We start from the raw sequence: 26,703 nt of genomic DNA on the forward strand, positions 1-26,703 counted from the left end.
GGCCGCACGTTATTCGGTTGGGAAACAGGTGGATCAGGAAGCCTCGGCCTCGCCGGCAATGGCGGCGGGCGACGTAAAGGCATAGCCACGACCGTAAGCCGTTCGCACAGGCAGTTCTTCGCCGATTTCCTTGATGATTTTTTGACGCACGCGCCGGATTGCCGTATCCAGATTGCGGCAGTTTTCCGCCGTGTCGGCCTTGCCGAGCGCCTCGACGATTTCAGGACGCGTCAGCCACGCCCCATTGGCGTCAATCAGGATCTTGACGATGGTGCGTTCGGTCGCTGTCAGTTTGGCTTCGTTACCTTGAGGATTGCGCAGGGTCCAGTTAAGCATATCGAGAACCCAGCTATCCTCGGCAATTGTCGTTTCAGCCGTCGCTTCGCTATCCGAGCGTGACGCACGGCGCAGAAGCGGTTTAAGCGCGGCCTCGATCACCGATAGCGGACTGTCTTTCGTCAGGTAGACGTCAGCACCAGATTTATAGCCGGTCAGGTGATTGTCCATTCCCGAAAGCGAGGTCAGCATCATGATGCCGCAATCAACGGTTTTGCGGACATGCTGGGCCAGCTCATAGCCATCCGCGTCGGGCAGCATAATATCAAGAATGACCGCATCAGGTTTGCGCGCAGCAAGTGCCCGGTAAAATGCAGCCCCGGTTTCACACCCGACGACATCGAAACCGCACATCTCAAGATACTCACACAGATCCTTGTTCAGATCGGTGTTGTCTTCCACGACATAAACACAGTGCGTCATAGCATTCCAGCCAGACCTGACATCAGCAGGAAACGGCTGCGTCAGACCGCCAATCTCGTTCATCTAAAGACCTTCGCGTTCGCTTGTTGTCCAACCATCAACTGTGACTTTGGTGTCACTTTTGTTTGATACTTATTGGTATGTGGTCAAAGGACCGATTCTGCAAGTATCAACCGTAAATGGTCAGAAAATGCCAGAATCGAACTTGCCACAAAAAAGCTCGCAACCGATCAGAAGCCAAGCCTCCTTGCGATTGCGAGCCATGTTTTAAACGATGCCGATAAAATGACAAGTTATACGTGCAGAGAATGGATCAAATACATCTTCAGACAATAGATGTGGAACTGGCGACGGAAATCGCCTGCACCGTTTCGGGCACATCATGCACGCGGATCATCTGAACCCCGTGACGCCATCCATTGACCGCAGACGCGATTGAACCACCCAGACGCTGCTTGGGGTCGGCCTTGGGATCAATCTTGCCGATGAATGACTTGCGCGACGTCCCCAGCAGGATCGGGCAGCCCAGACCATGGAAAATGGCCAGACGCGACAGCAGTTCAAGATTGTGCGACAGCGTTTTGCCAAAGCCGATGCCCGGGTCAATGCAAATGCGATCACGTGAAATACCAGCCCGCTCGCAGCTTTCGATGCGATCGAGCAGATAGTCATAGATATCAAGCACCGCACAATCATATTTCGGGTCGGCCTGCATGGTGCCCGGTTCGCCCTGCATATGCATCAGCATCACCGGTTTGCCAGACGCGGCTGCAACCTCCATCGAGCGTTCATCGCCCTCAAGCCCTGTGACGTCATTGATGATGGCTGCACCGGCCTCAATCGCGGCCTCCATCACACCAGCATGGCGGGTATCGATCGAAACGACGTGCCCCTTGGATGCCAGTTCGCGGATCACCGGGACCACACGACTGATTTCCTCGTCCTCGGAAACGGTATCGGCCCCCGGACGGGTTGATTCGCCGCCGACATCAATGATTGATGCGCCCTGCTCTATCATCGCCGTGGCGCGTGCCACAGACTGTTCGGTGGTGTTGTAATCGCCGCCATCGGAAAAGCTGTCGGGTGTGACATTGATGATGCCCATCACATGGCAGGACGCCATATCAAGCCCGGCATAGTCCGGGCGTTTGGCCATCAGGCGGTCCAGAACGGCATTGATTTCATCAACCCGGCCACTGTTTTGCACCCAGCCTTCAAGGGCGAGCAGCGGCAAGATCATGCTTTCGGCACCGCCACCTTCGCGGCGGCGGATGATTTCAAGCGCTGAAAAACCCCGGCGTGATCCGGCAAGTGGCAAGGTATTGGGATCATCGGCATGGTCGATGAAACCGGTCGGTGCGTAGTAAAGCGGTCCTTCAAAATCGGCAAAGCCCCGCACATCGGCGGGGCTTCGCAGGACCGATCGTTTGATCTCGTCCATCAGTCTCTTTCTGTTAGCTTCCCGGTTGCGGTTCCGGGGAAAGGTCCCCGCCGCCGTCACCAGGGTTATCCTTGCGGGCACCGCCGGTGCTTGGCACCGTGGAGCGACGTCCGCCACCTGCGTCCTTGCCGCCACCCGAAGTATGGCCCGGACGGTTAATTTCCTCGCCACGCAGCAGCGCGTCGATTTCCTTGCCCGACAGGGTTTCATATTCCAGCAGACCTTTTGCAAGCTTGTGCAGGTCATCAAGATGTTCGGTCAGAACGCGCTTGGCGAATTCATAAGCCTCGTCAGAGTAACGACGGACTTCCTCGTCAATCAGCTGTGCTGTTTTTTCCGAAACGTTTTTGTGCTGGGCAACGCTGTGACCAAGGAACACTTCTTCCTGATTATCAACGTATTTGACATTCCCAAGCTTGTCTGAGAAGCCCCACTCGGTTACCATCTTGCGCGCATATTGCGTCACCATGTTGATGTCCGAAGACGCCCCCGTGGTAACCTTGTCCTTGCCAAAGATGATTTCCTCGGCAACGCGGCCACCCATGGCAACCGCAAGGTCGGAAATCAACTGTTCGTAGGATTTGGACACCTGATCACGTTCCGGCAGACGCATCACCATACCCAGTGCGCGACCGCGCGGGATGATGGTGGCCTTGTGGATCGGATCAGACGCAGGCGTATGGAGTGCGACCAGTGCGTGACCACCTTCGTGATAGGCGGTCAGCTTTTTCTCGTCATCGGTCATGATCATGGAGCGACGTTCAGCCCCCATCATGACCTTGTCCTTGGCGTTTTCAAAATCAGCCATGGTGACAACACGCTTGCCAAGACGCGCAGCAAGAAGGGCTGCTTCGTTGACGAGGTTTGCCAGATCCGCACCCGAGAAGCCCGGGGTACCACGTGCAACCGTGCGCAGATCGACATCCGGGCCCAGCGGAACTTTACGCGCATGAACACCAAGAATGCGTTCACGGCCTTCCAGATCCGGGTTCGGTACGACGACCTGACGGTCGAAACGACCCGGACGCAGCAATGCCGGATCCAGAACGTCCGGACGGTTGGTTGCAGCCACCAGGATCACGCCTTCGTTGGCTTCGAAACCATCCATCTCAACGAGGAGCTGGTTGAGCGTCTGTTCGCGTTCATCGTTACCGCCGCCAAGACCGGCACCACGATGGCGGCCCACAGCGTCGATTTCATCGATGAAGATGATGCAAGGTGCGTTTTTCTTGCCCTGTTCGAACATGTCACGCACACGCGATGCACCGACACCAACGAACATTTCGACGAAGTCAGAACCCGAGATGGTGAAGAACGGTACATTTGCTTCGCCGGCAATCGCACGTGCCAGCAGCGTTTTACCGGTACCCGGAGGGCCGACAAGCAGCATGCCTTTGGGGATTTTACCGCCAAGGCGCTGGAACTTCTGCGGATCGCGCAGGAAGTCGACGACTTCTTCAAGCTCGCTTTTGGCTTCTTCAATACCGGCGACATCTTCGAAGGTCACGCGGCCGGACTTCTCGGTCAGCATCTTGGCCTTGGATTTGCCAAAGCCCATGGCCTTACCGCCGCCGCCCTGCATCTGGCGCATGAAGAAGATCCAGACACCGATGATCAGAAGCATCGGGAACCAGCTGATCAAAGCGCTCATCAACGGAGACAGGCTTTCTTCAGGCTGTGCGATGATGCGCACGCCCTTGTCGTTCAGCTTTTCAACGAGGTTCGGATAATCCGGGGTGTAAACATTAACAGAGCGACCGTCGCGCGTTTCTGCAGTCAGGTTGTTGCCCTGGATGGTGACTTCGGAAATCTGACCTGAATCCACTTCGGCCAGGAAGTCCGAAAATGCCAGCGACGACTGACCGGACCGTCCGGAGGGCGACTGAAACAGGTTAAACAGCGCCACCAAAAGGATGGCGATAATAACCCACAGTGCGAGATTTTTTCCCATATTCATTCCAAGCTACTGGTCGCAATTTGTGTGTGCCGTGACGCAAAACTTCCTGCGCAGGGTCTGACAATCAAATAGTCATAAGCCCCGCTTACGCAAGTAGGTTGTCGGGTTTCGGTGACGATTTGAAACCACTTTCCCACAAAGGTACTTGCGGCGCAAACTGCCAACTGCCACCAGACGCGATGAGGCCCCTGCCCAGAGGCCGTCCGCAACCGGCGGCGGATAGTACGTCGGAAAGCTCCGAAACCTCAAGCCCGCCAACAGATAACAAGCCTTCTTTATCGTAGAGTGCAGGCACGGATGCAAGGGCCGCGCGCGGTAAATTACCAATAAATGGTGCAATTTCGCCCAATGCGGCGCGAAAAGACTTCGTGTGAAACACATCACAAAGGCCAAGTGGTGCGATCCAACGTCCAGTTTGCCCCGACAGATCAGCGTCATCTGCCTGCCATTCAAAGCGATTATCAAACCGCACAACCAAAGATCGTGTGAGTGATTCGGCATCCAACGCAGTCGGATCCTGCGCCATTCGGCCAACTTCGCGATAAACGCAAATCGCGCCTTTCCGACCGTGCAAGACGCAGCCGCCCAGACTGATGCGGGCTGTTTTATCCGCACCAAGGCGATCAAGTGCACCGCGCAGTTTATCCAGCGCAGGCATATATCCTGCACCTCCTACCGTACGCACCACCTGCCCCAGCGCATGGATCGCGGCGTTGCGATCCGTTTTCGGATCCAGCAGCACATCCGGGTTAAGGATCGCAACTCCGTTCGCGTGCAGGGTGACCGCCCCGGCAAGCAATCGGCCAATGCCCGTTTCAAGGTCGCGACGCGCCGACGCGTCGGTGGTTATATCGGGCGGGCGTGCTGCCCCCGCCTCAAACGCCTTGCGCACGCGTACACGCTCGAACTTTTCGTCGATGTTAGAAGGATCTTCGATCCACGCCTGCCCGCGTGCCGTCAGGGTCGCCACCAAGTCGGCCTTGGCAACGGCCAAAAACGGACGCAGCACCCGGCCATATCGCAGATAGCGGCGCGCAGACATTCCCGCCTGCCCAATCGGGGTCGTGCCGCGATCGCGGCGCATGGCAATGGTTTCGCGTTGGTCGCCGGCATGATGGGCAACCAATAGATGGAAAATGCCGGTATCACGCATCAGGTCATCAAAAATCTGATAGCGGGCCTGGCGCGCCTTTTCCTGCACGGCACCGGTTGGCTTTTCGCCCTGCCAGTGTTTGGTGATGTGTTCGATGTTATGGCGGGCAAGTTCGGCTGCGACCCAGCGGGCCTCGTCAGCGGCGGCCTTGCGCAGACCATGGTCAACCGTAACGGCGACCACGCGCCCGCCTTGTGCCTGACACCAGTCATGGGCCAGCAGTACAAGCGCCATGCTGTCGGCCCCGCCCGAGACACCAACAAGGATTTCAGGGGTAGTTTCAAACGGGGCGAACGCCATCATCAGTCTATCAAAGGCAACGGCGTCCAGTGGAGATCCACCGGACGCCGTATTTTGATTTTCTGATGTCGTAAGGTTGCCGATCATCGGTCTGTCATACGCAGGGTTTACTGCGGACATCCACGGTTCTGGCGTTCCTGACGGGCGCGATCCAGAACGACGTTCGAGGCGTTCGGGAAATTGTCAATCAGGTGACCAAAGGCCGTGCAGGCATCTTCGTTCTTGCCAAGATTGGCCAGCGACATGCCAAGTTTCAGAAGGTTGTCTGGTGCCTTGGTGCTGTCGGGGTAGGTCTGGAAACCTTCGGTAAAGGCGATGGCAGCATTCTCATACTGGCCACGCACATAATAAGTTTCACCCAGCCAGTATTGCGCGTTACCCGCCAGCGGATCGTTGGGATGGTTGCTGACGAAATTGCCCAGCGCCTGTTCGGCGGCCTGGAAATCCTGTTTGCGCAGAAGGCCAAAGGCTTCGCGATACTGTTCTTCAGGCGTGCCGGTGGTTGCCGCAGCACTCTGAGTTGGTGCGGATGCGTTGGATGCGGCAGCGCCGCTTGGAATTTGCGGCGGCTGGCCTTCGCTTTCAATCACTCCAAACAGCTGGGTACCACGTTCATTCAGGGGCTCACCCGAACCGGCAGCCCCCGGTGCGCTGTTGGCGGCAGAGTTATTGGCACCTTGTACAGCCGTGCCCCCAGCAAGCGGTGCATTTGCCCCACCGGCACTTGCGCCACTGGTCGCAACGCCACCGCTTTCAAGCTGGTTAAGGCGGAAATCAATATCGGCCACCAGACGTTCCAGACGGTCTTCCATCTTGCGAATGCGGTAGTCGAATTCTTCAAGCTGACCGGTCAATTGGGTGGTGGTGCGTTCCAGTGCGCTGATCTGGACCTGTTGGCGTGCGGCAGCCGGGGTCGCAGCCCCGCCGCCATCACCAGACGAGACAGCGGCCTGTGCGGCGTCACCGGTGCCTTCGCGATAGACATAACGCTGCAAAAGATCGAGGTCCTTGCGCAATTGTTCTAACTGACGCGACATGTTGGCGTCTTGCGCGTGAACCGGCAGGGACCCGAGTGATGTCATGCCAAACACAGCTCCGACGGCAAGGGCCATCAGGATGTTGCGGTTCTTTGGCGAAATGGCGGATCGAACGCGGATCATTTTCGGGTCCTTTTTCGTCAATTCAGTCTTTGAAGGTTCACTATGGAAATACCTGTCGTGACTTTCAAACATTTTCAGGCGGCAAAAATAAGGCGCCTGCCCCAAACGGGACAGGCGCCTTGATCTTCAAGTCAGGCTTTCACCTGCACGCGCTTAACGGATAACCGATACAGAGCGGCGGTTTTTACCCCAGCTTTCTTCGTCATGGCCAAGAGCAACCGGGCGCTCTTTACCATAAGAAATGGTCTCGATGCGCGACGGGTCGATGCCCAGAGCGATCAGGTAATCTTTCACCGAGTTCGCGCGGCGTTCGCCGAGTGCAAGGTTGTATTCACGGGTGCCGCGCTCGTCGGCATGACCTTCAACAACAACTTTGTACTGCGGATATTTCTTCAGCCAAGCAGCCTGCAGTTCGAGGGTGCGACGTGCTTCACCGGCAAGATCGTATTTGTCGAAACCAAAGAAGACGCGGTCACCAACGTTGACAGCGAACCACTCAGGGCTGCTTTCAGCCAAAGAAGTCGAAGTCGAGGCGCTGGAAGAAGTGCTTGCACCGTCGCCACCAGTGGTTGCCGTGCTATCAGGTGCAGTTTCACAAGCAGCCAGAAGAGCGGCAGCAGCAAAAACGCTCAGAATACGAAGTTTCATTTAAGTTTTCCCCTTAACACCGGACGCATTCGCCCGAGGTTGGTGTTTTCCATGTCTCGCGACACCGAAAATGCCCGCGATTAAAGCGAATCGCATTCAGTGCTTCGCGATGACTATACTCTTGAGATATCAGGGAATCAAGGGCGACCATGCAGGATCCGACCCATCCGCCGGTGTAACGATCTCTCGCTCGTTATAACCGGTAAGATCAATCGAATACAAACGATAGCGATCCTTGGTCCCGTCCCTGGACGGGTGCTGGCGGTAGTACATCAAAACTCGACCGTTCGGTGCCCATGTTGGTCCCTCAACGAGGTAACCCTCGGCCAGCAGCCTTTCTCCACTGCCGTCTGGCCGCATGACGCCGATATAATAACGACCTCCTTCGGATTTGGTGAATGCGATCAGGTCTCCGCGCGGCGACCAGACCGGTGTGGCATAACGTCCACCACCGAAGCTGATGCGCTGTACGCCCCCACCATCGGCATTCATCACATAAAGTTGTTGTGCCCCACTGCGGTCGGAGTTGAACGCAATGCGAGACCCGTCCGGAGAATAGGAAGGCGAGGTATCCACGGCCGGATGGCGCGTCAGTTGACGCTTTTCACGCGTGCGCAGGTCCAGTCCATAGATTTCACTGTTCCCGTCAAGCGCTTGTGACATCACAACCGAGTTCCCGTCTGGCGCGAATCGGGGAGCAAAGGTCATCCCCGGAAAATCACCCAGCAATTCCAACTCGCCGGTATCAATATCCAAAACGTAAACGCGCGGCTTGTCGTTAAAGTACGACATATAAACCACTTCCTGTGCCGTCGGCGAGAAGCGCGGGTTCAGCACGAGGAACCGTCCATCCGACAGGAACCGGTGGTTTGCACCATCCTGATCCATGATGGCCAGTCGTTTGGTCCGGTTATCGGCCGGACCGGATTCCGAGACGTAGACAACGCGCGTATCGAAATAGCCGGTTTCACCGGTGATACGTTTGTAAATCTCGTCCGCAATCTTGTGAGCAATCCGACGCCAGTTGTTTGGCTGCGTACGATACGCAACGCCAGACATCTGGGTTTCAGCCAAAACATCCCACAGGCGGAATTCGACACGCAGAAGACCATTTGGTTCGGTCACAACACGACCGTTCACCAGGGCCTGCGCATTGATGGCCCGCCATTCGGCAAAGTTCGGGTTCACCGCCAATGATGCGGCACTCTGAATGAATGCCTTTTCATCAATCGGTGAAAACAGGCCCGAACGTTCGAGATCTGCGGCAATCACCTGGGTCATGTTCTGACCGATCTCGGTTTCGGCAACGCCTTCGCCCGGGAAGCGGGTGACGGCAATTGGCATCGGTTTCAATTCGCCCCGGGTAATATCAATCCGGAGTTCCGCCTTTGCCGGCGACATGAACCCGACATTCAGGCCAGCGACAACGGCAAGGGCGCACAGTGCCGCGACACTGCCTTTAGCCCAAAATCGTTTTATTGCGTTGGTCTTGATCGTCATCCTGCCTCGCTATTTTCCACGCGTGTTCAAGAACTTGGTCGTTAAAGGCCCAGCATTTCACGCATGTCAAAATTGAACGTGAATGTGCGCCACATTTCGTATTTATCCAGCGGCAGTTTTAGAGGACTGCATTGCGGATTTAGCACTGCTCGAAGCGCGCTTTCTGCAATCGTACGGCGGGAAGTGTCACCCTGGATTTCGTTCAGATTGCTAATCCGCGCCAAACGGACGGTTCCGTCCGGGTTTGCGCTGACATGAATTTCAACCGCAAAGTTGCCCGCCTCCTTGGCCCCGGCCGGGGGGCTCCAGCATTTTTCGATCTGACGTTTTACGGCATCAAGCTCGCTCATGGTCAGATTGGCATCAAGCCTGGTCGCGACAACCTCGCTGGCATTTTCTTCCGGCGTTTCGTCTGGCTGCTGCTCCGGTGTGGCTTCTGCTGTTTCCTTAAGCTTGCTGACATCCTTAAGAACGCTCATGAGATCGCGTTTCTTCGGCTCTTCCTTTTTCGGCTCCGGCTTTTTGACCGGTTCCGGTTTCGGCGGCGTCGGCTTGGATTCCGGCTTTACAGCGGCAAGCTCCGTCGGCTCCGGTTTCGGCTCCGGCTCTTTTTTAACGTCTGGCGTCGGAACCGGTTCCGGCTTTGGTGTCGGTTTTGGCTCAGGCTTCGGCTCTGGCTTGGGCTCCGGTTTTGGTTCGGGCTTCGGCTCAGGCTTGGGTTCCGGCTTTGGTTCCGGTTTTGGCTCAGGCTTCGGCTCTGGCTTGGGTTCCGGCTTCGGGGTTGGCTTTGGTTTCGGTTCCTCTTTGGGTTCCGGTTTTGGCAAAGCCTTGGTCGGGGCTGCGGAAAATTCGTCCACTGTCACGACTTCAACCGAAATGGACTGCAATTCCAACGGTGTTTCATCAAACAGATCGGGCAGCCCAAGCCACGCCACCAGAAACAGGACAGCGTGCAGACCAAGCGATATGAGAGCGTAACGCAGCATGATTCGTTTACGAACCCTTTGCCGGCAATTCGGCGATCAGGGCGACTTTGGTGAAACCGGCATCCTTGATCAGGCCCATGACTTCCATCACACGGCCATAATCAATCGTCTTGTCCCCGCGAACAAAGATGCGGGTATCGGCCTTGTTGTCGGTAATGGCGGCAAGCTTTTCGGTCAGGGTGTCCTGCGCGATTTCGCTATCCATGATGTAGATCGTACCTTCGGCAGAGACCGACACCACCAGCGGCTCATCCTGGCCGGTCATCGGTGCGGCACTGGTTTCCGGCAGATCAACCTCGACCCCGACCGTCATCAGCGGCGCTGCGACCATGAAGATCACCAGCAACACCAGCATAACGTCCACCATCGGGGTGACGTTGATGTCACTCATCGCTGCCCGCCGGTTACTCCGGCGACCGCGACGGCGTCCTCCGCCTGATTTGGCAAGCTGTGCGCCCATAATCAGTCTCTCGTGTCGTCAAGTTGGCGCGAAAGGATCGAGGAGAACTCGTCCACGAAAGCTTCGAGGCGGTTGCTGTAACGGTTCAGGTCGCTGGAAATCTTGTTATAGGCAACCACAGCCGGGATCGCAGCAACAAGGCCCATGGCGGTTGCAAAAAGCGCCTCGGCAATACCCGGCGCGACAACCGCAAGCGAGGTATTCTTTGATGCCGCGATCGACTGGAACGAAACCATGATGCCCCAGACCGTGCCGAACAGACCAACAAACGGTGCGGTCGAGCCAACGGATGCCAGGAAGGTCATATACCGTTCCACCCGGTCCATTTCACGACCAAGGGTAATTTCCATGGATTTTTCAAGGCGCTGCTGAAGGCGGGCACGCATTGTGTCGCCATGGACACCCTTTGCGTTCGAACGACGCCATTCACGCATGGCCGAAACAAAGATGGCTGACATCGGATCGCGCGGCTTGTCGGCGATGCGATCATACAGATCTTCAAGTGATCCACCCGACCAGAAGGCTTCTTCGAAGGTGTTTGCCTGGGCGCGCAATTTGCGCAGTCGCAGGATTTTCTCGAAGACAATCGCCCAAACCCAGACAGAAGCCAGCAAAAGACCGATCATCACTGTTTTGACGACCAGTCCAGCCTGCATGAAAAGTCCCCACAGAGACATATCATGTGCCATGACCGACTGCCCCAGCGTTACCGCGTCGACCACTTGATTTTCCATATTCCCGTCAGTCCTTTGTCACATCAAGACAACTATTAAATACTGTTCTTAGTTCGTCGGGCAGACGTTGTGCCCGAAATTCTTCCAACGACATGCAGGCGAGATAAATCTCGATCACCACCAGTTCGTCGTCGCCCCGCATAATCTTTTGTTCAAAACCAAGCGATGCGCCCCCAACCTTGATCACCCGGCTTTCGACCGTAATACGGTCTTCCAAAAGCGCTGGACGTCGAAAGTCGAGCGTACACTGTCGAACGGCTATGGCAACTTTGTGGCGTTCTGCAATATTTCGATTGGTAAAGCCCAACAGGTTAAGCATCGCTGAACGTGCCCGTTCGGCGAACGCTAAATAGTTGGCGTGATAGACAACGCCACCGGCATCTGTGTTCTCGTAATAGACAATCAGCGGATAGATATGCCGCTTGCCTTCGAAGCGGCCAAGAATGGCGTCGTGATCTTGTTGGGCCATCAGGATTCTTCCCCCGCCTGCCCGTCAAACAGATCGGAAAGCGGTATCCCGCCCGCCTGGCGTGGCGGGGTCAGGCCAAGGTGCTTGAAGCCCTTAACACCCAGCATGCGCCCGCGCGGGGTACGCTGGATCAGGCCCTGTTGCAGCAGATAAGGTTCGATCACGTCTTCGATGGTATCGCGTTCTTCGGACAGGGCGGCGGCCAATGTATCGACCCCGACCGGACCACCGCCATAGTTGCTGGCGATACAATTAAGGTATCGGCGGTCCTGGCTATCGAGGCCAAGGTTATCGACCTCAAGCCGGGTCAGGGCCGCGTCGGCAATGAATTTATCGACCGGCGATTTTTCAGCCACGGCCGCAAAATCACGTACGCGACGCAACAAACGACCGGCGATACGCGGGGTGCCGCGTGAACGCCGGGCGATTTCCATCGCGCCTTCTTCGGTCATGTCGAAATTCAAAAGCCGCGCACCACGGGCAACGATGCTGACCAGTTCTTCGGGCTCATAGAACCGAAGGCGCAGCGGAATACCAAAACGATCACGGAGCGGCGTGGTCAGAAGACCCGAACGCGTGGTGGCACCCACCAGGGTAAAGGGCGGCAAATCAATCCGCACAGAGCGCGCAGCCGGCCCTTCGCCGATGATCAGATCAAGCTGGAAGTCTTCCATCGCCGGATAAAGGATTTCCTCCACCGCCGGGTTCAGACGGTGAATTTCATCAATGAACAAAACATCGCGCGGCTGCAGGTTGGTCAAAAGGGCTGCAAGGTCACCGGCCTTGGCAATCACCGGGCCGGATGTTGCGCGAAAGCCGACACCGAGTTCACTGGCAACAATTTGCGAAAGCGTGGTTTTGCCAAGTCCCGGCGGACCAAAGAACAGGACATGGTCCATGGCTTCTTCGCGCGCACTGGCAGCCTTGATGAAGACATCAAGGTTTTCACGGACTTCTTTCTGGCCGGTAAAATCGTCAAGCCGACGGGGACGCAGCGATCCATCCTGATGATCTTCTTCGCGGCGCTCACCACTGAGCAGACGGTCTTCTTCTTCGCTCACGCGCTAAGCTCCTTTAGTCCCAGACGGATCAGGGTATCGATCGACTTGTCGTCGCCCGCCTGTTGGGCGGCCTTGCCCACCGCACCAAATGCTTCGGACCGGCCATAACCAAGATTGACCAATGCCGATACCGCGTCTGCCAAAACGACGCTATCATCTACAGCCGGTTCGGTTGGCGCTGTGTCGATGCTCACATCTGTGGTGACCTTGGCTGATTTCTTGGATTTCGCGGCTGGCTTTGCATCTTCGACGGCGAGGGCCGCCGGGGCAGCAACCGGGCCAAGGTTCAGTTTTGCGGCCTTGTCTTTCAGTTCGCCAACAATGCGGGTTGCGACCTTGGGGCCGATTCCCGGTGCGCGGCAGAGGGCCGTGGTATCCTGGGCGGCCAGTGCGCGCAAAAGATCGGTGGGCGTCAGAACCGACAACAGGGCGAGTGCAACCTTCGCACCGACACCCTGAACGGTGGTGAGCAAGGCAAACCATTGCTTTTCGGCGTTATCGGCAAAGCCATAAAGATGAATGTGATCTTCGCGAACGTGGGTTTCGATCATCAGGCCAGCATCCCCGCCCTTGGGCGGCAGCATCGAAAGCGTGCGGCGGGATGCAAAAACCAGATAGCCCACGCCGTTGACATCGATAATGACGCTGTCTTCGCCGATGAAATCCACAATTCCGCGCAGTTTGGCGATCACCTGTATTTTCTCCCGTTTCGTGTTGGGTGTGCTGCCATCGAATTGGCCAGCGACCGGTTCCCGGCATGTTGCGCGTGGCATATGGCAACCGCAAGAGCATCTGCGGCGTCCGGCCCGGCAATGTCACATCCCGGCAGAAGGGTTGAAACCATCATTTCGACCTGCTGTTTGGCAGCATGACCGGCACCAACCACAGTCTTTTTGACGGCATTGGGTGTATATTCCGTTACCGGAATGCCACTGCGCGCAGGCGCAAGCAGTGCAACACCACGCGCCTGCCCCAGTTTCAGGGTCGAAACCGGGTTTTTATTCACGAACGTTTCTTCAACCGCGGCCTCGTCGGGTGTCCAGATCCGGATCACTTCGATCAGGCCGGTGTGCAGTTGATCAAGGCGTTCGGCAAGGGTCAATGACTGGGTGGACGTCACCACGCCATTGGCAACATGGCGCATACGATTGTTATCGAGGTCAATGACGCCCCAACCGGTTCGTTGCAGACCGGGATCAATCCCGAGCACTCTGACCACTACATCCCCCAAAAAAGCGGGTTCCAGATACAAAACACCCGCCATTCAAAAGCGAAAGGCGGGTGTTGGCAAATATTAATTAGTTATCGAGACCAGCGACGATTTCGTCGGTCCAGTTAACGTTGGTCCAGACATTCTGGACGTCGTCGTTATCTTCAAGCACATCGACCAGTTTCATGATGCTTTGCGCCTGTTCGACCGAAATGTCGGCTTCGGTGGTGGCGCGGAAGACCAGCTTTGCGCTTTCCGGATCGCCGAATTTTTCGGTCAGGGCTTCGCGCACAGCGTTAAGGTCTTCGATCTCGGTGTCGATGACGTGGTTCTGATCATCGGACTCCGCATTGGCAGCACCGGCTTCAAGGGCCGCTTCGAAGATTTCGTCAGCATCGGCCTTGTCGATCGGATAGACGATTTCGCCCACACGGTTGAACATGAAGCCGACCGAACCGGTTTCACCCAGGTTGCCGCCATGCTTGGTAAAGGCTGCACGTACTTCAGATGCGGTACGGTTACGGTTGTCGGTCAGTGCTTCGACGATGACGGCAACGCCAGCGGTGCCATAACCCTCGTAGCGGACTTCTTCATAGTTATCACCCTCGCCTGCACCGGTCGCCTTTTTGATGGCACGATCGATGTTGTCTTTGGGCATGTTCTGGGCACGGGCCGCAGAAATCGCCGCACGCAAACGCGGGTTGCTATCGATATCTTCGCTGATTTTCGCGGCAACAGTGATTTCACGCGCGAGTTTGGTGAAGATCTTGGCGCGCTTTTTATCCTGCGCACCTTTGCGGTGCATGATGTTCTTAAATTGGGAATGGCCGGCCATAACCTGTAACCTGTCGTCAATGAATTCGAAGTGGAACGGTATCGGGTGATACCACGCCGGTCATACGGGCGTTCCCTGACAGACCAGCCCGTCCGGGCATGTGCAGGATGACACATTCATATCTGCGACATACGCGAACGAAAATTTCGACCGCTCCTATATCCTGTTTACCCAGCAAGGTCCAGCCATGCTTGGCGAGATCGCCAAATATCGGGCGTAAGGGGCAGGTTTTTGGGGCTGGATGCATCGAAATCATAACCAACCTATCCCGGGATAGTCGCGCACTATACGCGGATAGATGTTGCAGACGTCTTGATATTCTTTCATTAATGTTCTCTGGTGTAGATATTAAACTAAAGCAGAATACTCTCTAGGGCCAAGCTGTCGCCTAACGCAGGACTGCATATGATCCTGCGGTGCCATAAACAACCGGAATGGACAAAGAAGCCATACGGAAACAGCCAGGAAAAAGGTTAGATAGAATGGGAACTAAATTCGGGGTCCAAAGCAAACTTTTGATATCGTTTGCTGTGGTCGGATTGATGGCAGTGATTTCTGCCATTGTCGGTGCTATTTCCTTCAATCAGTTCGGTAATGCGCTTAATACCATTACCGAAGAGAAGCTTCCGCCGATTGCCGCGGCTCAGTCACTGGCAACCGGAAGTGCAGAAATTGTCGCCATTGCGCCGCGCATCGTGGCCGCTGCCAATCCGGAAGAAGAAACCGCGATTAACGAAGAACTTGCGGTTCGTCTTGAAGAGCTTAATGTCCGCATCGCCGAAATTGAAGCGACCGGCTTTATGCCCGCGGTTATTGCAAGCATCAACGACAATCGCGCCCTGCTTGAGGATAACCTCAAACAGCTGCACGAAGTGACCCAGGAACGTTTCCAGATCAGCGACGAAAAAGCCGCGAAACTCGAAGAGTTCCAGAATCTGGCGAAACGGTATGGTGACACCTTAAAGCCAGTGCTGTCCTATACCCAGAACGACATCGCCCAAGGCAGCGAATACGCCGCGTCGTTTGAAGAAGACCCTTCAAAGAAATACAGCGCGGACAAAGAAGAAATCCTTGAGTCCTTCCGGAAGTTCGCATCAGCGATCGAGACGCGTACACCGATCCTTGATATCGAGCGTCTGGGTTCTGCCGCATCAAACATGATCATTTCCAGCACCACGGAAACCCAGGCGGTGCGCCTGTCGATCATTCCGGTGCGTATTCGTGGCACGTACACCGATGCGCTGAGCAAGCTTGATGAGCTTGATAACGATCGCCTCAAGGCATTCTATGTCGATCTGATCGACAAGATGCAGAAGCTGTCGGTTGGTGAAGGCAGCCTGCCTGAACTGCGCAAACGTGAACTTGAGGCCACCGAACAAAGCCAGGCGCTTGTAGTGCAGAGTGGCGAATATGCCAACGCAATGCGTAACAGCGTTGCCGAACTGGTTGCCGGTCTGAATGCAGAAGTCAACGATGCCGCCGCCCAGGCGAAGGTCGTCGAGAAACAGAGCCTGACCGCCCTGTTTGTTGTTGCCGTCGCAGCCATCATTATCTCGCTTGCGATTTATGTGCTGTATGTGCGTGGCAACGTTCTGCGCCGCCTTGGTGGTTTGCAGAAAACCATGGTTCAGCTTGCTGATGGCAACCTTGATGTCGTCGTGCCGTCCAAGGGCAATGACGAAATCAGCGCCATGGGCCGTGCGGTTGATGTCTTTAAGGACAACGCCCTTAAGGTCCAGGCCATGCAGGCCGAGGAAGAACGCCTTAACCATGAACGCAACGAAGCACTTCGTGATGAGTTGCTGGCACTGGCCGACACCCTGCAGAACGAAGTTGAAAGTGCCGTGAACGAAATCGCGGCCCTTGGTGATCAGCTTCAGGGCGTTTCCGGTCAGATGACGTCAAGTGCGGAACTGGTTTCGGGTCAGACCGAAGAAGTTGCAAGCTCTGCACAGGAAGCAACCGGCAACGTTGAAACGGTTGCGGCTGCGACCGAACAGCTGTCGGCATCGAATGCGGAAATCAACCGTCAGATGGCGGAATCGACCCGTATCTCGAACGAAGCATCCAACCGCGCACAGGAAACCAACGAACTGGTGGTCAGCCTGTCACAGTCTGCAGACCGCATTGGCGAGGTGATCGCACTGATCACCGACATTGCCGAGCAGACCAACCTTCTGGCACTTAACGCCACCATCGAGGCGGCACGTGCCGGGGATGCAGGTAAGGGCTTTGCGGTTGTCGCGGCAGAGGTCAAAAACCTTGCCAACCAGACCGAAAAAGCGACCGAGGAAATCTCGGGTCAGATTTCGGGCATTCAGAAAGCCACCGGTGAGTCCGTCAATGCCATCGGCGATATCGGCCGTATCATTGAAAACATCAATGAGATCGCGACCACCATCTCGGCTGCGGTCGAGGAACAGGGTGCCGCCACCGACGAGATCACGCGCAACGTGCGCGGGGCTGCGGATCGCACGCGTTCTGTATCGGCCTCGATCAACGAGGTTGCCAATGAAACCAGCAAGACAGGCGAACTGTCCAGTCAGGTTTTGGCAACCGCACAGGATGCATCGCAGAAGGTCGAAAACCTGCGTTCGCGGATCAACGGCATTCTGGATGATCTGCGCAAACAGGCACATGATCGCGCAGCGTCCTGATCACAGGCAAAACTTGATGACAAAAGGCCCGCCATTGGCGGGCCTTTTTGTTTGACGATCACATTGAAAGCAGCGTCTTTCGATCCGAAATAAAGTGCAGTCGCTGCGAAAAGCCACTTTGCGCAATCCTGAATTTTATACAGCCGTACAGGTTTGGCCGAAAATTCATGATCCCGATGCGATTCCTGTGCTATATCGGACAACAATAATAATAGATCAGGCCCCAAATTTCCCGAGATCCTGTCAGGGTCGGATATCGGGTATTCCCCAAAGTGGCTTGGCTGGGAACAAACGTTCAGACGACGTACATACATGCGTCGGCACCATATGTGGCGACGCTTGTCTCTTTGGTCTACGGGGTAGGTTTAATTATGGGTTTAAGTTTCAAGCGCGGCGCAAAGCCGTCATCGTCAAAAAAGAAGAACTCAACAAAGACGAACAAAGCAGGGCTTGGCGTACGTGAAAAGTTGGCGGGTGCCTTCTTTCTTGTCGGTCTGATTGCAATCTTGGCTGCGGCTGTATCGGTCTTCTCTTTTACCAAATTCGGCAACCAGCTTGACACGATTGCCTACGAGCAACTTCCGCCAATGTTTGCTGCCCAGCAGCTTGCAACAACCAGTGCGAAAATTGTGGCCTCCGCACCACGCATTATCGCGGCATCCACCGTTGAAGAAGAACAGGCGGTCAAGGCGGACCTTGACGTGATGCTTGCAAACTTGCAGGAAAATCTTGCGGTGCTGAGCCAGTCCGGGCTTCCGGAAGAAACGCTGTCGGTGATCGAGACCAATGGCCAAAGCCTTGCTGAGTCGCTTCAGGAACTTCATGACACGACGATTGAACGTTTCGAGGTCGCAGGCCAACTTTCGGATTCTCTTGCGAAGTTCCAGCAACTGACCGGCAAATACAACTCGATGATCCAGCCGATCCTGTCGGCATCCCAAACCAAAATCACCGAAGTCACCAGTCAGGTTCATGATCTGCGTCAGGCCGGCGCTTTCTTGACCGATGAACAGGAAGCCTCAACCAAGGGACTTCTGTTCAAACTTGATGAATTGATGGCCGCCCAGGCCCCTATCCTGCAGCTTGCCAACAGTGGTGCTGAAATCAGCAATACCGTTCTGTCCGCTGCATCATCGGATGATCGCATGCAGCTTCGCATCATGGGCGTTCAGGTCCGTGGGGCGGTTGGTGTCGTTGCCAATACCATTGGCGAACTTGAGAACGAGAAGCTCAAGAAATTCTATGAAGGCCTGCTTGGCGATATCAAAAAGCTGTCAATGGGCCGCAAAAGCATTTCTTCGCTTCGCAGCGAAGAACTTAAGCTGGCCGACGACCAGATCGACATCGTTGAAGACAGCGCCGAATTTGCCGCCGCGATGGAAGATGGTGTGAACGCGCTTGTCGCCGATCTTCAATCGGGTGTCGACAAATCTGCCGACACCGCAAGCACCCTGACCCAGCAAAGCTCGCTGGTGATGTATGGCGTTGGTGCCGCGGCGATCATTATTCCGCTTTTGATCTATCTGGTTTATGTGCGTGGCAACCTGTTGCGTCGCCTCGCCGGTCTACAGAAATCGATGATTTCGCTGGCTGATGGCGATCTTGACGCGGCCGTTCCATCAGGTGGCAATGACGAGATTTCTGCCATGGGCCGTGCGGTTGATGTGTTCAAGGCAAACGCGATCAAGGTCCGCGACATGCAGGCCGAGGAAGAGCGCCTGAACCGCGAACGCAACGAGGCACTGCGCGATGAATTGCTGTCACTTGCCGATACCCTGCAGGGTGAGGTCGAAAGTGCGGTGACTGAAATCGCCACCCTTGCCGAACAGCTGCAAGGCGTATCAGGTCAGATGACCGACAGTGCCGAACTGGTTTCGGGTCAGAGTGACGAGGTGTCGAAATCGGCCGATGAAGCCACCGGCAATGTTGAAACCGTTGCCTCCGCCACCGAGCAGCTTTCAAGCTCGAACGCGGAGATTAACCGTCAGATGGCGGAAACCACGCGTATTTCGAACGAAGCCGCGCAACGCGCACAACACACCAACGAACTGGTCAACAGCCTGTCGCAGTCGGCAAGCCGCATTGGCGAGGTGATCGCGCTGATCACCGACATTGCCGAGCAGACCAACCTTCTGGCTCTGAACGCCACCATCGAGGCGGCACGTGCCGGTGATGCGGGCAAGGGCTTTGCGGTTGTCGCGGCAGAGGTCAAAAACCTTGCCAACCAGACCGAAAAGGCGACCGAGGAAATCTCGGGCCAGATTTCCGGCATTCAGAAAGCAACCGGTGAGTCTGTCACCGCCATTGGCGAAATCGGCTCGATCATTGATAGCCTCAATGAGATTGCAACGACGATTTCGGCCGCAGTCGAGCAGCAAGGGGCCGCAACTGACGAAATCACGCGCAACGTGCGTGGTGCGGCGGACCGAACGCGCGCTGTGTCGGCATCGATTGCCGAGGTTGCCAACGAAACCGGCCGCACCGGCCAGTTGTCTGGCGAAGTCCTGAACACGTCGCGTTCGGCATCCGAGAAAGTCAGTGAACTGCGCACGCGCATTACTGTCATCCTTGATGATCTGCGTCAGCAGGCCCGTGATCGCGCAGCCTGATCAAAACCGCACACCTGAAACGACAAAGGCCCGTCATCTGGCGGGCCTTTTTCTTTGATCGGTTGAAAGTCACCTTGGCGTCAGGCGCTGGGCCAGCTGCCCTTGAGGCGGCCACCGATGCGCACCGCTTCAATCCGCTTTGCCAACCCGGTCTTGTCGTCTGTCTCAACGTAAACGCCACAGACCGTTGCCGGCCCCTCTGCCGGTTCGAACCGGCCGGACGGCATCTTGGTGATGAATTTGCGAACCGAGTTTTCCTTTTTCATGCCAATGACGGAATCAAAATCGCCGCACATGCCAACATCGGTCTGATAGCCGGTACCATTTGGCAGAATCTGGGCATCGGCCGTCGGCACGTGGGTGTGAGTTCCCAGCACAAGCGACGCACGCCCGTCACAATGATGGCCAAACGCCATTTTTTCCGACGTGGTTTCGGCGTGGAAATCGACGATCAAGGCATCGACATTCTTGCCAAGCTTATGCTTGTTAAACAGCTTGTCTGCGCCTTGGAACGGGCAGGATAACGGATCCATGAACAGACGGCCCATCATGTTAATCACGCAGACCTTCTTGCCCGACTTGGTCTTGAAGACATAATCACCGTTGCCGGGCGTACCATCGGGGAAGTTCCAAGGACGCAGCAGTTTTTCATCTTCGTCGATATAGGCGATGATTTCGCGCTGATCCCAGACATGATTGCCCGTGGTCAGGACATCGGCACCAGCGTCATAGAATTCCTTGCAGATTTTTGCCGTGACGCCAAAGCCGTGCGCTGCGTTTTCGACATTCACCACCGCGATATCAACCGACAACCGATCACGTAGCATCGGGAGCGCTTCAAGCGCTGCCTTGCGACCGGACTGCCCCAGAACGTCGCCAAGATGAAGTAAACGCATTGTGCTTCCTGTATTGCGTCAGCCAGCAGGCAGACATGTTTCGTTTAATGCACCCTGCCCCGGGACGCATGACCGGCATCACGAAATGGAAAAGGGATTATTAGCAGAATAAGCGGGAGCCACCACTGCCGTTGGCCATTTGGTAATTCCTCGTGACCTGCGAGTGCAGGTGGGCGCCGTATAACGAGACCACGGCCTCGACAGGGACAGCTCCCTAGAGAAATGAGCATCGGCCCCGGGAATTAGCGAACCTGACGAACAGGGCAGCTCCCTTGTGCTGGGTTCTTGATCGCCGCGAACGACGCATCGCAAACTGTCAGCGACCGGAACTTAGTCCTCGACCAGCTGAATTTCAAGTAGATTGCATGAATTCAGCCCGTGATCACACCAGCCATGCAGCAGAAAACAGTCGCCTGATCAGCCTTTGCCAAGACGATCGGCAAGCACCTCGACCCGTTCGGCCATGCTTTCGATATTTTCTGCCAGTGCGTCACCTTCGGCGGCAGACAGGCTGCCGACCTCTGCAACCGCCGGGCTTTGGCCGGTATTGAGTTTTTCCTGTGCCATGCTGAGCTCGTCGGCAATGAGAAGGCTTGTCATGACAAGCAGACGCTGTTCACCGATCTGGCCCACCGCATCGGAGATTTCCTTGACCCGCTCGTCGACATAGCTGGCAAGCGCGTGAATGCGTTCTTCCTGGCCGTCGTCACATGCGATGTCGTAGCTGCGACCGTTAATACGAATGGAAACCTGTGCCATGAATTATGCCTGTTTCTTTGCGGGTTCTTCGTCAAGGACGAGTTTGAGCTGATCAACAGCGCCATCAAGGCGGTTTGAAACCGTTTCGGTGGTGCGGCAAAGCCGGTCGTAATCTTCGCGCAGTGCCGAAAGTTGCCCGCGCAGGGTTTCGACCTCTGCCGTGTCAGCGTCTGTAGTCTGGCTTTTGGCTTCGATTGCCGACTCCGCAACCGTTTCCAGACGTTCCAATGCTGCTTTCAGCCGATCACTTGCCTGTTGCAACCGCGACATAACCCTACCCGAATGTTTGCTGTTTACCCAAAGAACGCAGACATTGATTGTCTGCGGCGACTCATCGAAAACCGATCTGACCTGTCGAAGATGTCATGATCATGGCTGATTTAACATCACAGATTCCGATCAACAACCGTTTTGCCCCGGCGAAGTCAAACCGCGTCAACGATGCCCGATCCCCTGCCCGTGTTCAAAACATAGAACTGGCGCGCTAAACTGGTCAACAGTACGGCCAATCTGCGATGGCGAAGAGCGGCGTGGTTAATCTGAATCAAGATAACATGGCAGATTTTCGATAGAAGCGGTTGACGTATGCCCCCTGTAAGGGCATCTTCCGCGCGAATTCCGTTAATAAATGGAAAAGTGTTTTCATCGCCCGACCGCGAAACCCCCAGGAACCGCATCACATGACGACGCAAGTAGAACACAACCGCATGGCCAATGCCATCCGCTTCCTCTCGGCAGACGCTGTTGAGAAGGCCAAATCCGGTCACCCGGGCATGCCGATGGGCATGGCAGACGTTGCGACTGTTCTTTATACCAAATTCTTGAAATTCGATCCGAAGCACCCGAACTGGCCGGACCGCGACCGTTTCATCCTGTCCGCAGGTCACGGTTCGATGCTTCTTTATTCGCTTCTGCACCTGACCGGGTACGAAGACTTCGATCTTGATCAGATCAAGAATTTCCGTCAGATGGGCTACCGCACCGCGGGCCACCCGGAATACGGCCACGGCGAAGGCATTGAAACCACCACCGGCCCGCTCGGCCAGGGTATTGCGACCTCGGTCGGTTTCGCCCTTGGCGAGCGCATCATGAATGCCCGCTTCGGTGACAGCGTTGTTGACCACTACACCTATGTGATTGCCGGTGACGGTTGCCTGATGGAAGGTATTTCGCAGGAAGCCATTTCGATGGCCGGTCACATGAAACTGTCGAAACTCATCGTTCTGTTCGATGACAACGGCATTTCGATTGATGGCCCGACCTCGCTTTCGACCTCCGAAGATCACAAGAAGCGCTTTGAAGCTGCTGGCTGGGACGTTCAGCAGATCGACGGCCACGATCCGGCCGCGATCGAAGCCGCGATTGCCAAAGCCAAAACCACCAACACGCCGTCGATGATTGCCTGCAAAACCGAAATCGGTTTTGGCGCACCGACCAAGGGTGGCACCTCGGCAACGCACGGCTCCCCGCTTGGTGCTGAAGAACTTGCTGGTGCACGCAAGAAACTCGGCTGGGATTCCGAGCCGTTTGAAATCCCGGCAGACGTCCGTGACGCATGGCTTTCAGCAGGCGCGCGCGGTGCCGAGGACTTCAATGCATGGGGTTCGCGTTTCGAAGGTCTGGAAGCAGCCCTGAAAGACGAGTTCGAGCGCCGCATCGAAGGCAAGCTTCCGGAAAACTGGATCGAAGCCTTCAACGACTACAAAAAGCAGATCACCGAAGACAAGCCGAAGGTCGCAACCCGTAAGGCATCCGAGAATGTTCTCGAAGTGCTGACCAAGGCGATCCCGGAAATGATCGGCGGTTCTGCCGACCTGACCGGTTCGAACAACACCAAGACCAGTGTTCAGGCGCCGATCACCGCGGATGGCGGCTATGAAGGTGGTTACATCTATTACGGTATCCGTGAACACGGCATGGCAGCAGCCATGAACGGTCTGGCACTGCATGGTGGCGTTCTGCCTTATGGCGGCACCTTCCTGGTGTTCACCGACTATTGCCGCCCGGCGATCCGTCTTTCGGCGCTGATGAACCAGCGCGTTGTTTACGTCATGACCCATGATTCCATCGGTCTTGGCGAAGACGGCCCGACCCACCAGCCGGTCGAACATGTTGCGTCGCTTCGCGCCATGCCGAACGTGACCGTGATCCGCCCGGCCGATGCGGTTGAAACCGCCGAAGCATGGGCAATGTCGATCACCAACGAAACCGGCCCGACCGTTCTGGCGCTCACCCGTCAGAACCTGCCGGTTCTGCGCACCGAATACCGCGAAGACAACCTTGTCGCGCGCGGCGGTTATGTGATTTCCGATTGCGATGGCGACCGTCAGGTCACCCTGATCGCGACCGGTTCGGAAGTCGAGATCGCGATGGACGCGCAGGCGAAACTCAAAGCAGACGGCATCAATGCTGCTGTTGTTTCGCTGCCGAGCTGGGAACTGTTTGACGCCCAGTCGCCGGAATACCGCAAGGACGTTCTGGGCAGCGCACCGCGCGTTGCCATCGAAGCCCTTTCGGTGTTTGGCTGGGAAAAATATGTTGGCGATAACGGCAAGGTTATCGGCATGAACGGATTTGGTGCCTCGGCACCGGCCCCGGTCCTTTACGAGCATTTCGGCATCACCGCCGATGCGCTGGTCAAAGCGGCCAAGGAACTGGTTTAATTTACAGGGCCGGATCGGTAACATGCCGATCCGGCCTTTTTTCTATGGGTTCTTTACCCTAAGCCGTGATTGATACTCCCCAGGTACCAATCATTATAATTTTGGAGGGATGAATGGCTATTCGCGTAGCGATTAATGGTTTTGGCCGTATCGGCCGTCTGGTTCTGCGTTCTATCGTTGAAAGCGGCCGCACCGACGTTGAAGTTGTTGCCATCAACGACCTGGGTGACGTCAACACCAACGCACATCTTCTGAAATATGATTCCGTTCATGGCGTTCTGGCCAATGACGTCAAAGCCGAAGACGAAAACCTCGTCATCGACGGCAAGACGATCAAGGTTTGCTCCGAACGTGACCCGGCGAACCTGCCGTGGGCTGACCTCAAAGTTGACATCGCGTTTGAGTGCACCGGTATCTTCCTTGACGAAGCTGGTGCTGGCAAACACCTGACCGCAGGTGCCAAGCGCGTTCTGATTTCCGCCCCGGCGAAGGGCGACATCAAGACCGTTGTTTACGGTGTTAACTCAGACACCCTGACCGCTGATGACGTGATTGTTTCGAACGCATCCTGCACCACCAACTGCCTTGCACCGGTTGCAGATGTTCTGAACAAAACCGTTGGCATCACCAAGGGCTTCATGACCACTGTTCACGCCTTCACCGGCGACCAGAACACCGTGGACAGCCTGCATAAAGACCTGCGTCGTGCGCGTGCGGCATCGCTGTCGATGATCCCGACCTCCACCGGTGCAGCAAAGGCTGTTGGCCTTGTTCTTCCGGAACTTAAAGGCAAGCTTGACGGCACCGCGATCCGCGTCCCGACCCCGAACGTTTCCATGGTTGACCTGACCTTCGTTGCTGGCCGTGACACCACGGTTGACGAAGTCAACGCAGCCATCAAGGAAGCAGCAAACGGCCCGCTCAAAGGCGTTCTTGGCGTTTGCGAAGCACCGCTGGTTTCGGTTGACTTCAACCACAACCCGAACAGCTCTACCTTTGATGCGACCCAGACCCAGGTCATGGACGGCAACTTCGTTCGTATCCTGTCCTGGTATGACAACGAGTGGGGCTTCTCCAACCGTATGAGCGACACCGCTGTCGCCATGGCGAAGTTCCTCTAAGCATCGCTTAGGTCCAGATTTTCGAAGTGCCCGAAGTTCCGCTTCGGGCACTTTTCTTTTGCCCGTCTTTCCGTCACTGTTGAGCCAACGAACAGAAAAGACAAACAGGAGCCCGGCCCGTGAGCCTTCTTTTCAAGGAACTTGATTACCGCCCGACACCGATGGGGGTTTTAAGCCTGCGTCGCCGACGTGAGCTCAGCCTTGATATCGATGTCTATGAAATCAAGCTTGATGAAGAATATCTGATGTCGAGCCTGTTTACCGATGCCGAGATTGCGCTGGCAGACCTTGGTCTGGCGGAGCTTGATCGCGACAACCTTGATGTCGTGGTTGGCGGGCTTGGCCTTGGTTATACCGCCAAGGCCGCGCTCGATAATCCAAAGACCGGCAAGCTGACCGTGCTTGATACCCTGCCCGAAGTGATCGAATGGCATCAGGAAGGGTTGCTGCCGCTGGGTGAGCAGCTTTCAAATGATCCGCGCTGCGCGCTGGTGCATGGCGATTTCTTCGGTGCGTCGCTTTCCGATACGCCGGGCATGAACCCGGATGCGCCCGAGAAACGGCATGACGCGATACTTTTGGATGTTGATCATTCGCCGGGCAATGTCCTGCACGAAGATCACAAGCGCCTTTACACCAAGGATGGTCTGGCAAAGCTTGCCGCCCATCTGGTGCCCGGCGGGATTTTTGCCCTGTGGTCGACCGAGATGCCCGAACCGTGGTTTGAAGAAAACCTGAAATCCGCGTTCGAGACCATCCGGGCTGATGTGATTAAATTCAAACACCCGCTGATTGACCGTGAAGATATCAACACGGTCTATGTCGCGCGCACCAAAGCATAAGAACCATCGAAATGAGCCCCCTGCCCGATCCTGTCATTCGCATTCATGGCATCACCGGCGCCAGATCGGCTTGCCGGGTGATGGGGGATCGTGCCTTTGGGTTGCTGTCGCCAGAACATGCCGCACAAACGTACGGGGCACAGTGGTTTGCCGATCTGGTCACGCTGGTGCGTGAAGACTTCCCGGCATGTGACATCACAGCGATCCTTGATTGCCGTGGGCGGGTTTCTGGCGCGTTGGCCGCGATTGAGCTTGGCCTTGATGCGGTGATCGTCGATCCGATGCCCGAACCGCAGTTGGAAAACCTTCGGGATATGGCAGCCCAGACAAACTGTCTGGTCATGACAGAGTTCCCGGCCAAAGATGTGATTTATCAGATGGCCGATGACCTGTTGCCCGATCATGAACTCGACAAGCGGTTGCTTGCACATCTTGCCGCGTAGCCTTGGCAATTGCCAAAACCGGCGTCAAAGGTTACATAAC

The 26,703-nt window shown here is 55.9% G+C and carries 24 protein-coding genes and 1 other RNA gene; 6 read left to right on the forward strand and 19 right to left on the reverse strand.

The window, feature by feature from the left end:
* Positions 1-33: 33 nt before the first annotated feature.
* The 15 genes from IT893_RS11145 to IT893_RS11215 all read right to left on the reverse strand — a co-directional run bounded on the left by IT893_RS11145 (position 34) and on the right by IT893_RS11215 (position 14,673).
* On the reverse strand, positions 34-822 hold the full coding sequence (locus IT893_RS11145) for a response regulator transcription factor (RefSeq protein WP_197145211.1): 789 nt from the start codon (positions 820-822) through the stop codon (positions 34-36).
* Between the two features lie 262 nt (positions 823-1,084).
* Positions 1,085-2,200, reverse strand: coding sequence for a dihydropteroate synthase (gene folP / locus IT893_RS11150; RefSeq protein ID WP_197145212.1), 1,116 nt, complete (start codon positions 2,198-2,200; stop codon positions 1,085-1,087).
* A 13-nt stretch (positions 2,201-2,213) separates the two neighbouring features.
* The gene (gene ftsH / locus IT893_RS11155; protein WP_063087190.1) at positions 2,214-4,157 is read right to left on the reverse strand and encodes an ATP-dependent zinc metalloprotease FtsH; all 1,944 of its coding nucleotides are present in this window, start codon (positions 4,155-4,157) and stop codon (positions 2,214-2,216) included.
* 85 nt (positions 4,158-4,242) lie between these two features.
* Positions 4,243-5,697 (reverse strand): tRNA lysidine(34) synthetase TilS, encoded by a 1,455-nt coding sequence (tilS, locus tag IT893_RS11160; RefSeq protein WP_197145213.1) that lies wholly within the window; start codon positions 5,695-5,697, stop codon positions 4,243-4,245.
* A gap of 20 nt (positions 5,698-5,717) precedes the next feature.
* Positions 5,718-6,770: a tol-pal system protein YbgF gene (gene ybgF, locus IT893_RS11165; protein ID WP_197145214.1), complete on the reverse strand. Its 1,053-nt coding sequence runs from the start codon at positions 6,768-6,770 to the stop codon at positions 5,718-5,720.
* A 153-nt stretch (positions 6,771-6,923) separates the two neighbouring features.
* Entirely contained in the window at positions 6,924-7,418 is a 495-nt protein-coding gene (gene pal / locus IT893_RS11170) for a peptidoglycan-associated lipoprotein Pal (protein WP_197145215.1), read from the reverse strand.
* Positions 7,419-7,547: 129 nt separating this feature from the next.
* Positions 7,548-8,918, reverse strand: a complete 1,371-nt coding sequence (gene tolB / locus IT893_RS11175; RefSeq protein WP_008891381.1) for a Tol-Pal system beta propeller repeat protein TolB — start codon at positions 8,916-8,918, stop codon at positions 7,548-7,550.
* A 41-nt stretch (positions 8,919-8,959) separates the two neighbouring features.
* A complete protein-coding gene (locus tag IT893_RS11180) occupies positions 8,960-9,904 on the reverse strand; it encodes a hypothetical protein (RefSeq protein ID WP_064780635.1) in 945 nt (314 codons plus the stop codon).
* Between the two features lie 7 nt (positions 9,905-9,911).
* Positions 9,912-10,364 carry a protein TolR gene (tolR, locus tag IT893_RS11185; RefSeq protein ID WP_040824151.1) on the reverse strand — a complete coding sequence of 151 codons (453 nt, stop codon included), beginning with the start codon at positions 10,362-10,364 and terminating at the stop codon, positions 9,912-9,914.
* A gap of 2 nt (positions 10,365-10,366) precedes the next feature.
* Complete coding sequence (gene tolQ, locus IT893_RS11190; protein WP_008891378.1) at positions 10,367-11,098, reverse strand: protein TolQ; 732 nt, start codon at positions 11,096-11,098, stop codon at positions 10,367-10,369.
* 7 nt (positions 11,099-11,105) lie between these two features.
* Positions 11,106-11,567 (reverse strand): YbgC/FadM family acyl-CoA thioesterase, encoded by a 462-nt coding sequence (locus IT893_RS11195; protein WP_252723927.1) that lies wholly within the window; start codon positions 11,565-11,567, stop codon positions 11,106-11,108.
* Entirely contained in the window at positions 11,567-12,628 is a 1,062-nt protein-coding gene (gene ruvB, locus IT893_RS11200) for a Holliday junction branch migration DNA helicase RuvB (RefSeq protein ID WP_197145216.1), read from the reverse strand. The genes IT893_RS11195 and ruvB overlap by 1 nt, the downstream gene beginning before the upstream one ends.
* Positions 12,625-13,320, reverse strand: a complete 696-nt coding sequence (gene ruvA, locus IT893_RS11205) for a Holliday junction branch migration protein RuvA (RefSeq protein WP_197145217.1) — start codon at positions 13,318-13,320, stop codon at positions 12,625-12,627. The genes ruvB and ruvA overlap by 4 nt, the downstream gene beginning before the upstream one ends.
* Complete coding sequence (gene ruvC, locus IT893_RS11210; protein WP_051007649.1) at positions 13,317-13,892, reverse strand: crossover junction endodeoxyribonuclease RuvC; 576 nt, start codon at positions 13,890-13,892, stop codon at positions 13,317-13,319. Before ruvC ends, ruvA begins: the two co-directional genes overlap by 4 nt.
* A gap of 34 nt (positions 13,893-13,926) precedes the next feature.
* Entirely contained in the window at positions 13,927-14,673 is a 747-nt protein-coding gene (locus IT893_RS11215) for a YebC/PmpR family DNA-binding transcriptional regulator (protein ID WP_120225029.1), read from the reverse strand.
* A gap of 482 nt (positions 14,674-15,155) precedes the next feature.
* On the opposite strand from IT893_RS11215, the gene IT893_RS11220 reads away from it, so the two are divergent.
* Entirely contained in the window at positions 15,156-17,330 is a 2,175-nt protein-coding gene (locus IT893_RS11220) for a methyl-accepting chemotaxis protein (RefSeq protein ID WP_197145218.1), read from the forward strand.
* A 371-nt stretch (positions 17,331-17,701) separates the two neighbouring features.
* Positions 17,702-19,939, forward strand: a complete 2,238-nt coding sequence (locus tag IT893_RS11225; protein ID WP_197145219.1) for a methyl-accepting chemotaxis protein — start codon at positions 17,702-17,704, stop codon at positions 19,937-19,939.
* Between the two features lie 80 nt (positions 19,940-20,019).
* Here IT893_RS11225 and IT893_RS11230 read toward each other — a convergent pair whose 3' ends face one another.
* From IT893_RS11230 to IT893_RS11245, 4 genes are all read right to left on the reverse strand, one after another.
* Entirely contained in the window at positions 20,020-20,835 is an 816-nt protein-coding gene (locus IT893_RS11230) for a TIGR00282 family metallophosphoesterase (protein ID WP_197145220.1), read from the reverse strand.
* 112 nt (positions 20,836-20,947) lie between these two features.
* Positions 20,948-21,108: non-coding RNA, 6S RNA (ssrS, locus tag IT893_RS11235), on the reverse strand.
* 144 nt (positions 21,109-21,252) lie between these two features.
* Complete coding sequence (locus IT893_RS11240) at positions 21,253-21,594, reverse strand: cell division protein ZapA (RefSeq protein WP_008891369.1); 342 nt, start codon at positions 21,592-21,594, stop codon at positions 21,253-21,255.
* 3 nt (positions 21,595-21,597) lie between these two features.
* Complete coding sequence (locus IT893_RS11245; protein WP_197145221.1) at positions 21,598-21,864, reverse strand: hypothetical protein; 267 nt, start codon at positions 21,862-21,864, stop codon at positions 21,598-21,600.
* A 410-nt stretch (positions 21,865-22,274) separates the two neighbouring features.
* Between IT893_RS11245 and tkt the strand changes: the two genes are divergently transcribed.
* From tkt to IT893_RS11265, 4 genes are all read left to right on the forward strand, one after another.
* Positions 22,275-24,257: a transketolase gene (tkt, locus tag IT893_RS11250; protein WP_197145222.1), complete on the forward strand. Its 1,983-nt coding sequence runs from the start codon at positions 22,275-22,277 to the stop codon at positions 24,255-24,257.
* A 113-nt stretch (positions 24,258-24,370) separates the two neighbouring features.
* Complete coding sequence (gene gap / locus IT893_RS11255; RefSeq protein ID WP_197145223.1) at positions 24,371-25,378, forward strand: type I glyceraldehyde-3-phosphate dehydrogenase; 1,008 nt, start codon at positions 24,371-24,373, stop codon at positions 25,376-25,378.
* 119 nt (positions 25,379-25,497) lie between these two features.
* Positions 25,498-26,220 carry a spermidine synthase gene (locus IT893_RS11260; RefSeq protein WP_197145224.1) on the forward strand — a complete coding sequence of 241 codons (723 nt, stop codon included), beginning with the start codon at positions 25,498-25,500 and terminating at the stop codon, positions 26,218-26,220.
* A gap of 11 nt (positions 26,221-26,231) precedes the next feature.
* Positions 26,232-26,663 carry a hypothetical protein gene (locus IT893_RS11265; protein ID WP_197145225.1) on the forward strand — a complete coding sequence of 144 codons (432 nt, stop codon included), beginning with the start codon at positions 26,232-26,234 and terminating at the stop codon, positions 26,661-26,663.
* The last annotated feature ends 40 nt before the right edge of the window (positions 26,664-26,703 follow it).

Source organism: Thalassospira sp. A40-3 (assembly GCF_015871485.1).
GTDB lineage: Bacteria > Pseudomonadota > Alphaproteobacteria > Rhodospirillales > Thalassospiraceae > Thalassospira > Thalassospira tepidiphila.

Coding starts and splice junctions, on each gene's coding strand:
- IT893_RS11145 (WP_197145211.1), bottom strand. CDS start 822: ATGAACGAGATTGGCGGTCTGACGCAGCCGTTTCCTGCTGATGTCAGG.
- folP (WP_197145212.1), bottom strand. CDS start 2,200: ATGGACGAGATCAAACGATCGGTCCTGCGAAGCCCCGCCGATGTGCGG.
- ftsH (WP_063087190.1), bottom strand. CDS start 4,157: ATGAATATGGGAAAAAATCTCGCACTGTGGGTTATTATCGCCATCCTT.
- tilS (WP_197145213.1), bottom strand. CDS start 5,697: ATGATCGGCAACCTTACGACATCAGAAAATCAAAATACGGCGTCCGGT.
- ybgF (WP_197145214.1), bottom strand. CDS start 6,770: ATGATCCGCGTTCGATCCGCCATTTCGCCAAAGAACCGCAACATCCTG.
- pal (WP_197145215.1), bottom strand. CDS start 7,418: ATGAAACTTCGTATTCTGAGCGTTTTTGCTGCTGCCGCTCTTCTGGCT.
- tolB (WP_008891381.1), bottom strand. CDS start 8,918: ATGACGATCAAGACCAACGCAATAAAACGATTTTGGGCTAAAGGCAGT.
- IT893_RS11180 (WP_064780635.1), bottom strand. CDS start 9,904: ATGCTGCGTTACGCTCTCATATCGCTTGGTCTGCACGCTGTCCTGTTT.
- tolR (WP_040824151.1), bottom strand. CDS start 10,364: ATGGGCGCACAGCTTGCCAAATCAGGCGGAGGACGCCGTCGCGGTCGC.
- tolQ (WP_008891378.1), bottom strand. CDS start 11,098: ATGGAAAATCAAGTGGTCGACGCGGTAACGCTGGGGCAGTCGGTCATG.
- IT893_RS11195 (WP_252723927.1), bottom strand. CDS start 11,567: ATGGCCCAACAAGATCACGACGCCATTCTTGGCCGCTTCGAAGGCAAG.
- ruvC (WP_051007649.1), bottom strand. CDS start 13,892: ATGGCGGGTGTTTTGTATCTGGAACCCGCTTTTTTGGGGGATGTAGTG.
- IT893_RS11215 (WP_120225029.1), bottom strand. CDS start 14,673: ATGGCCGGCCATTCCCAATTTAAGAACATCATGCACCGCAAAGGTGCG.
- IT893_RS11220 (WP_197145218.1), top strand. CDS start 15,156: ATGGGAACTAAATTCGGGGTCCAAAGCAAACTTTTGATATCGTTTGCT.
- IT893_RS11225 (WP_197145219.1), top strand. CDS start 17,702: ATGGGTTTAAGTTTCAAGCGCGGCGCAAAGCCGTCATCGTCAAAAAAG.
- IT893_RS11230 (WP_197145220.1), bottom strand. CDS start 20,835: ATGCGTTTACTTCATCTTGGCGACGTTCTGGGGCAGTCCGGTCGCAAG.
- IT893_RS11240 (WP_008891369.1), bottom strand. CDS start 21,594: ATGGCACAGGTTTCCATTCGTATTAACGGTCGCAGCTACGACATCGCA.
- IT893_RS11245 (WP_197145221.1), bottom strand. CDS start 21,864: ATGTCGCGGTTGCAACAGGCAAGTGATCGGCTGAAAGCAGCATTGGAA.
- tkt (WP_197145222.1), top strand. CDS start 22,275: ATGACGACGCAAGTAGAACACAACCGCATGGCCAATGCCATCCGCTTC.
- gap (WP_197145223.1), top strand. CDS start 24,371: ATGGCTATTCGCGTAGCGATTAATGGTTTTGGCCGTATCGGCCGTCTG.
- IT893_RS11265 (WP_197145225.1), top strand. CDS start 26,232: ATGAGCCCCCTGCCCGATCCTGTCATTCGCATTCATGGCATCACCGGC.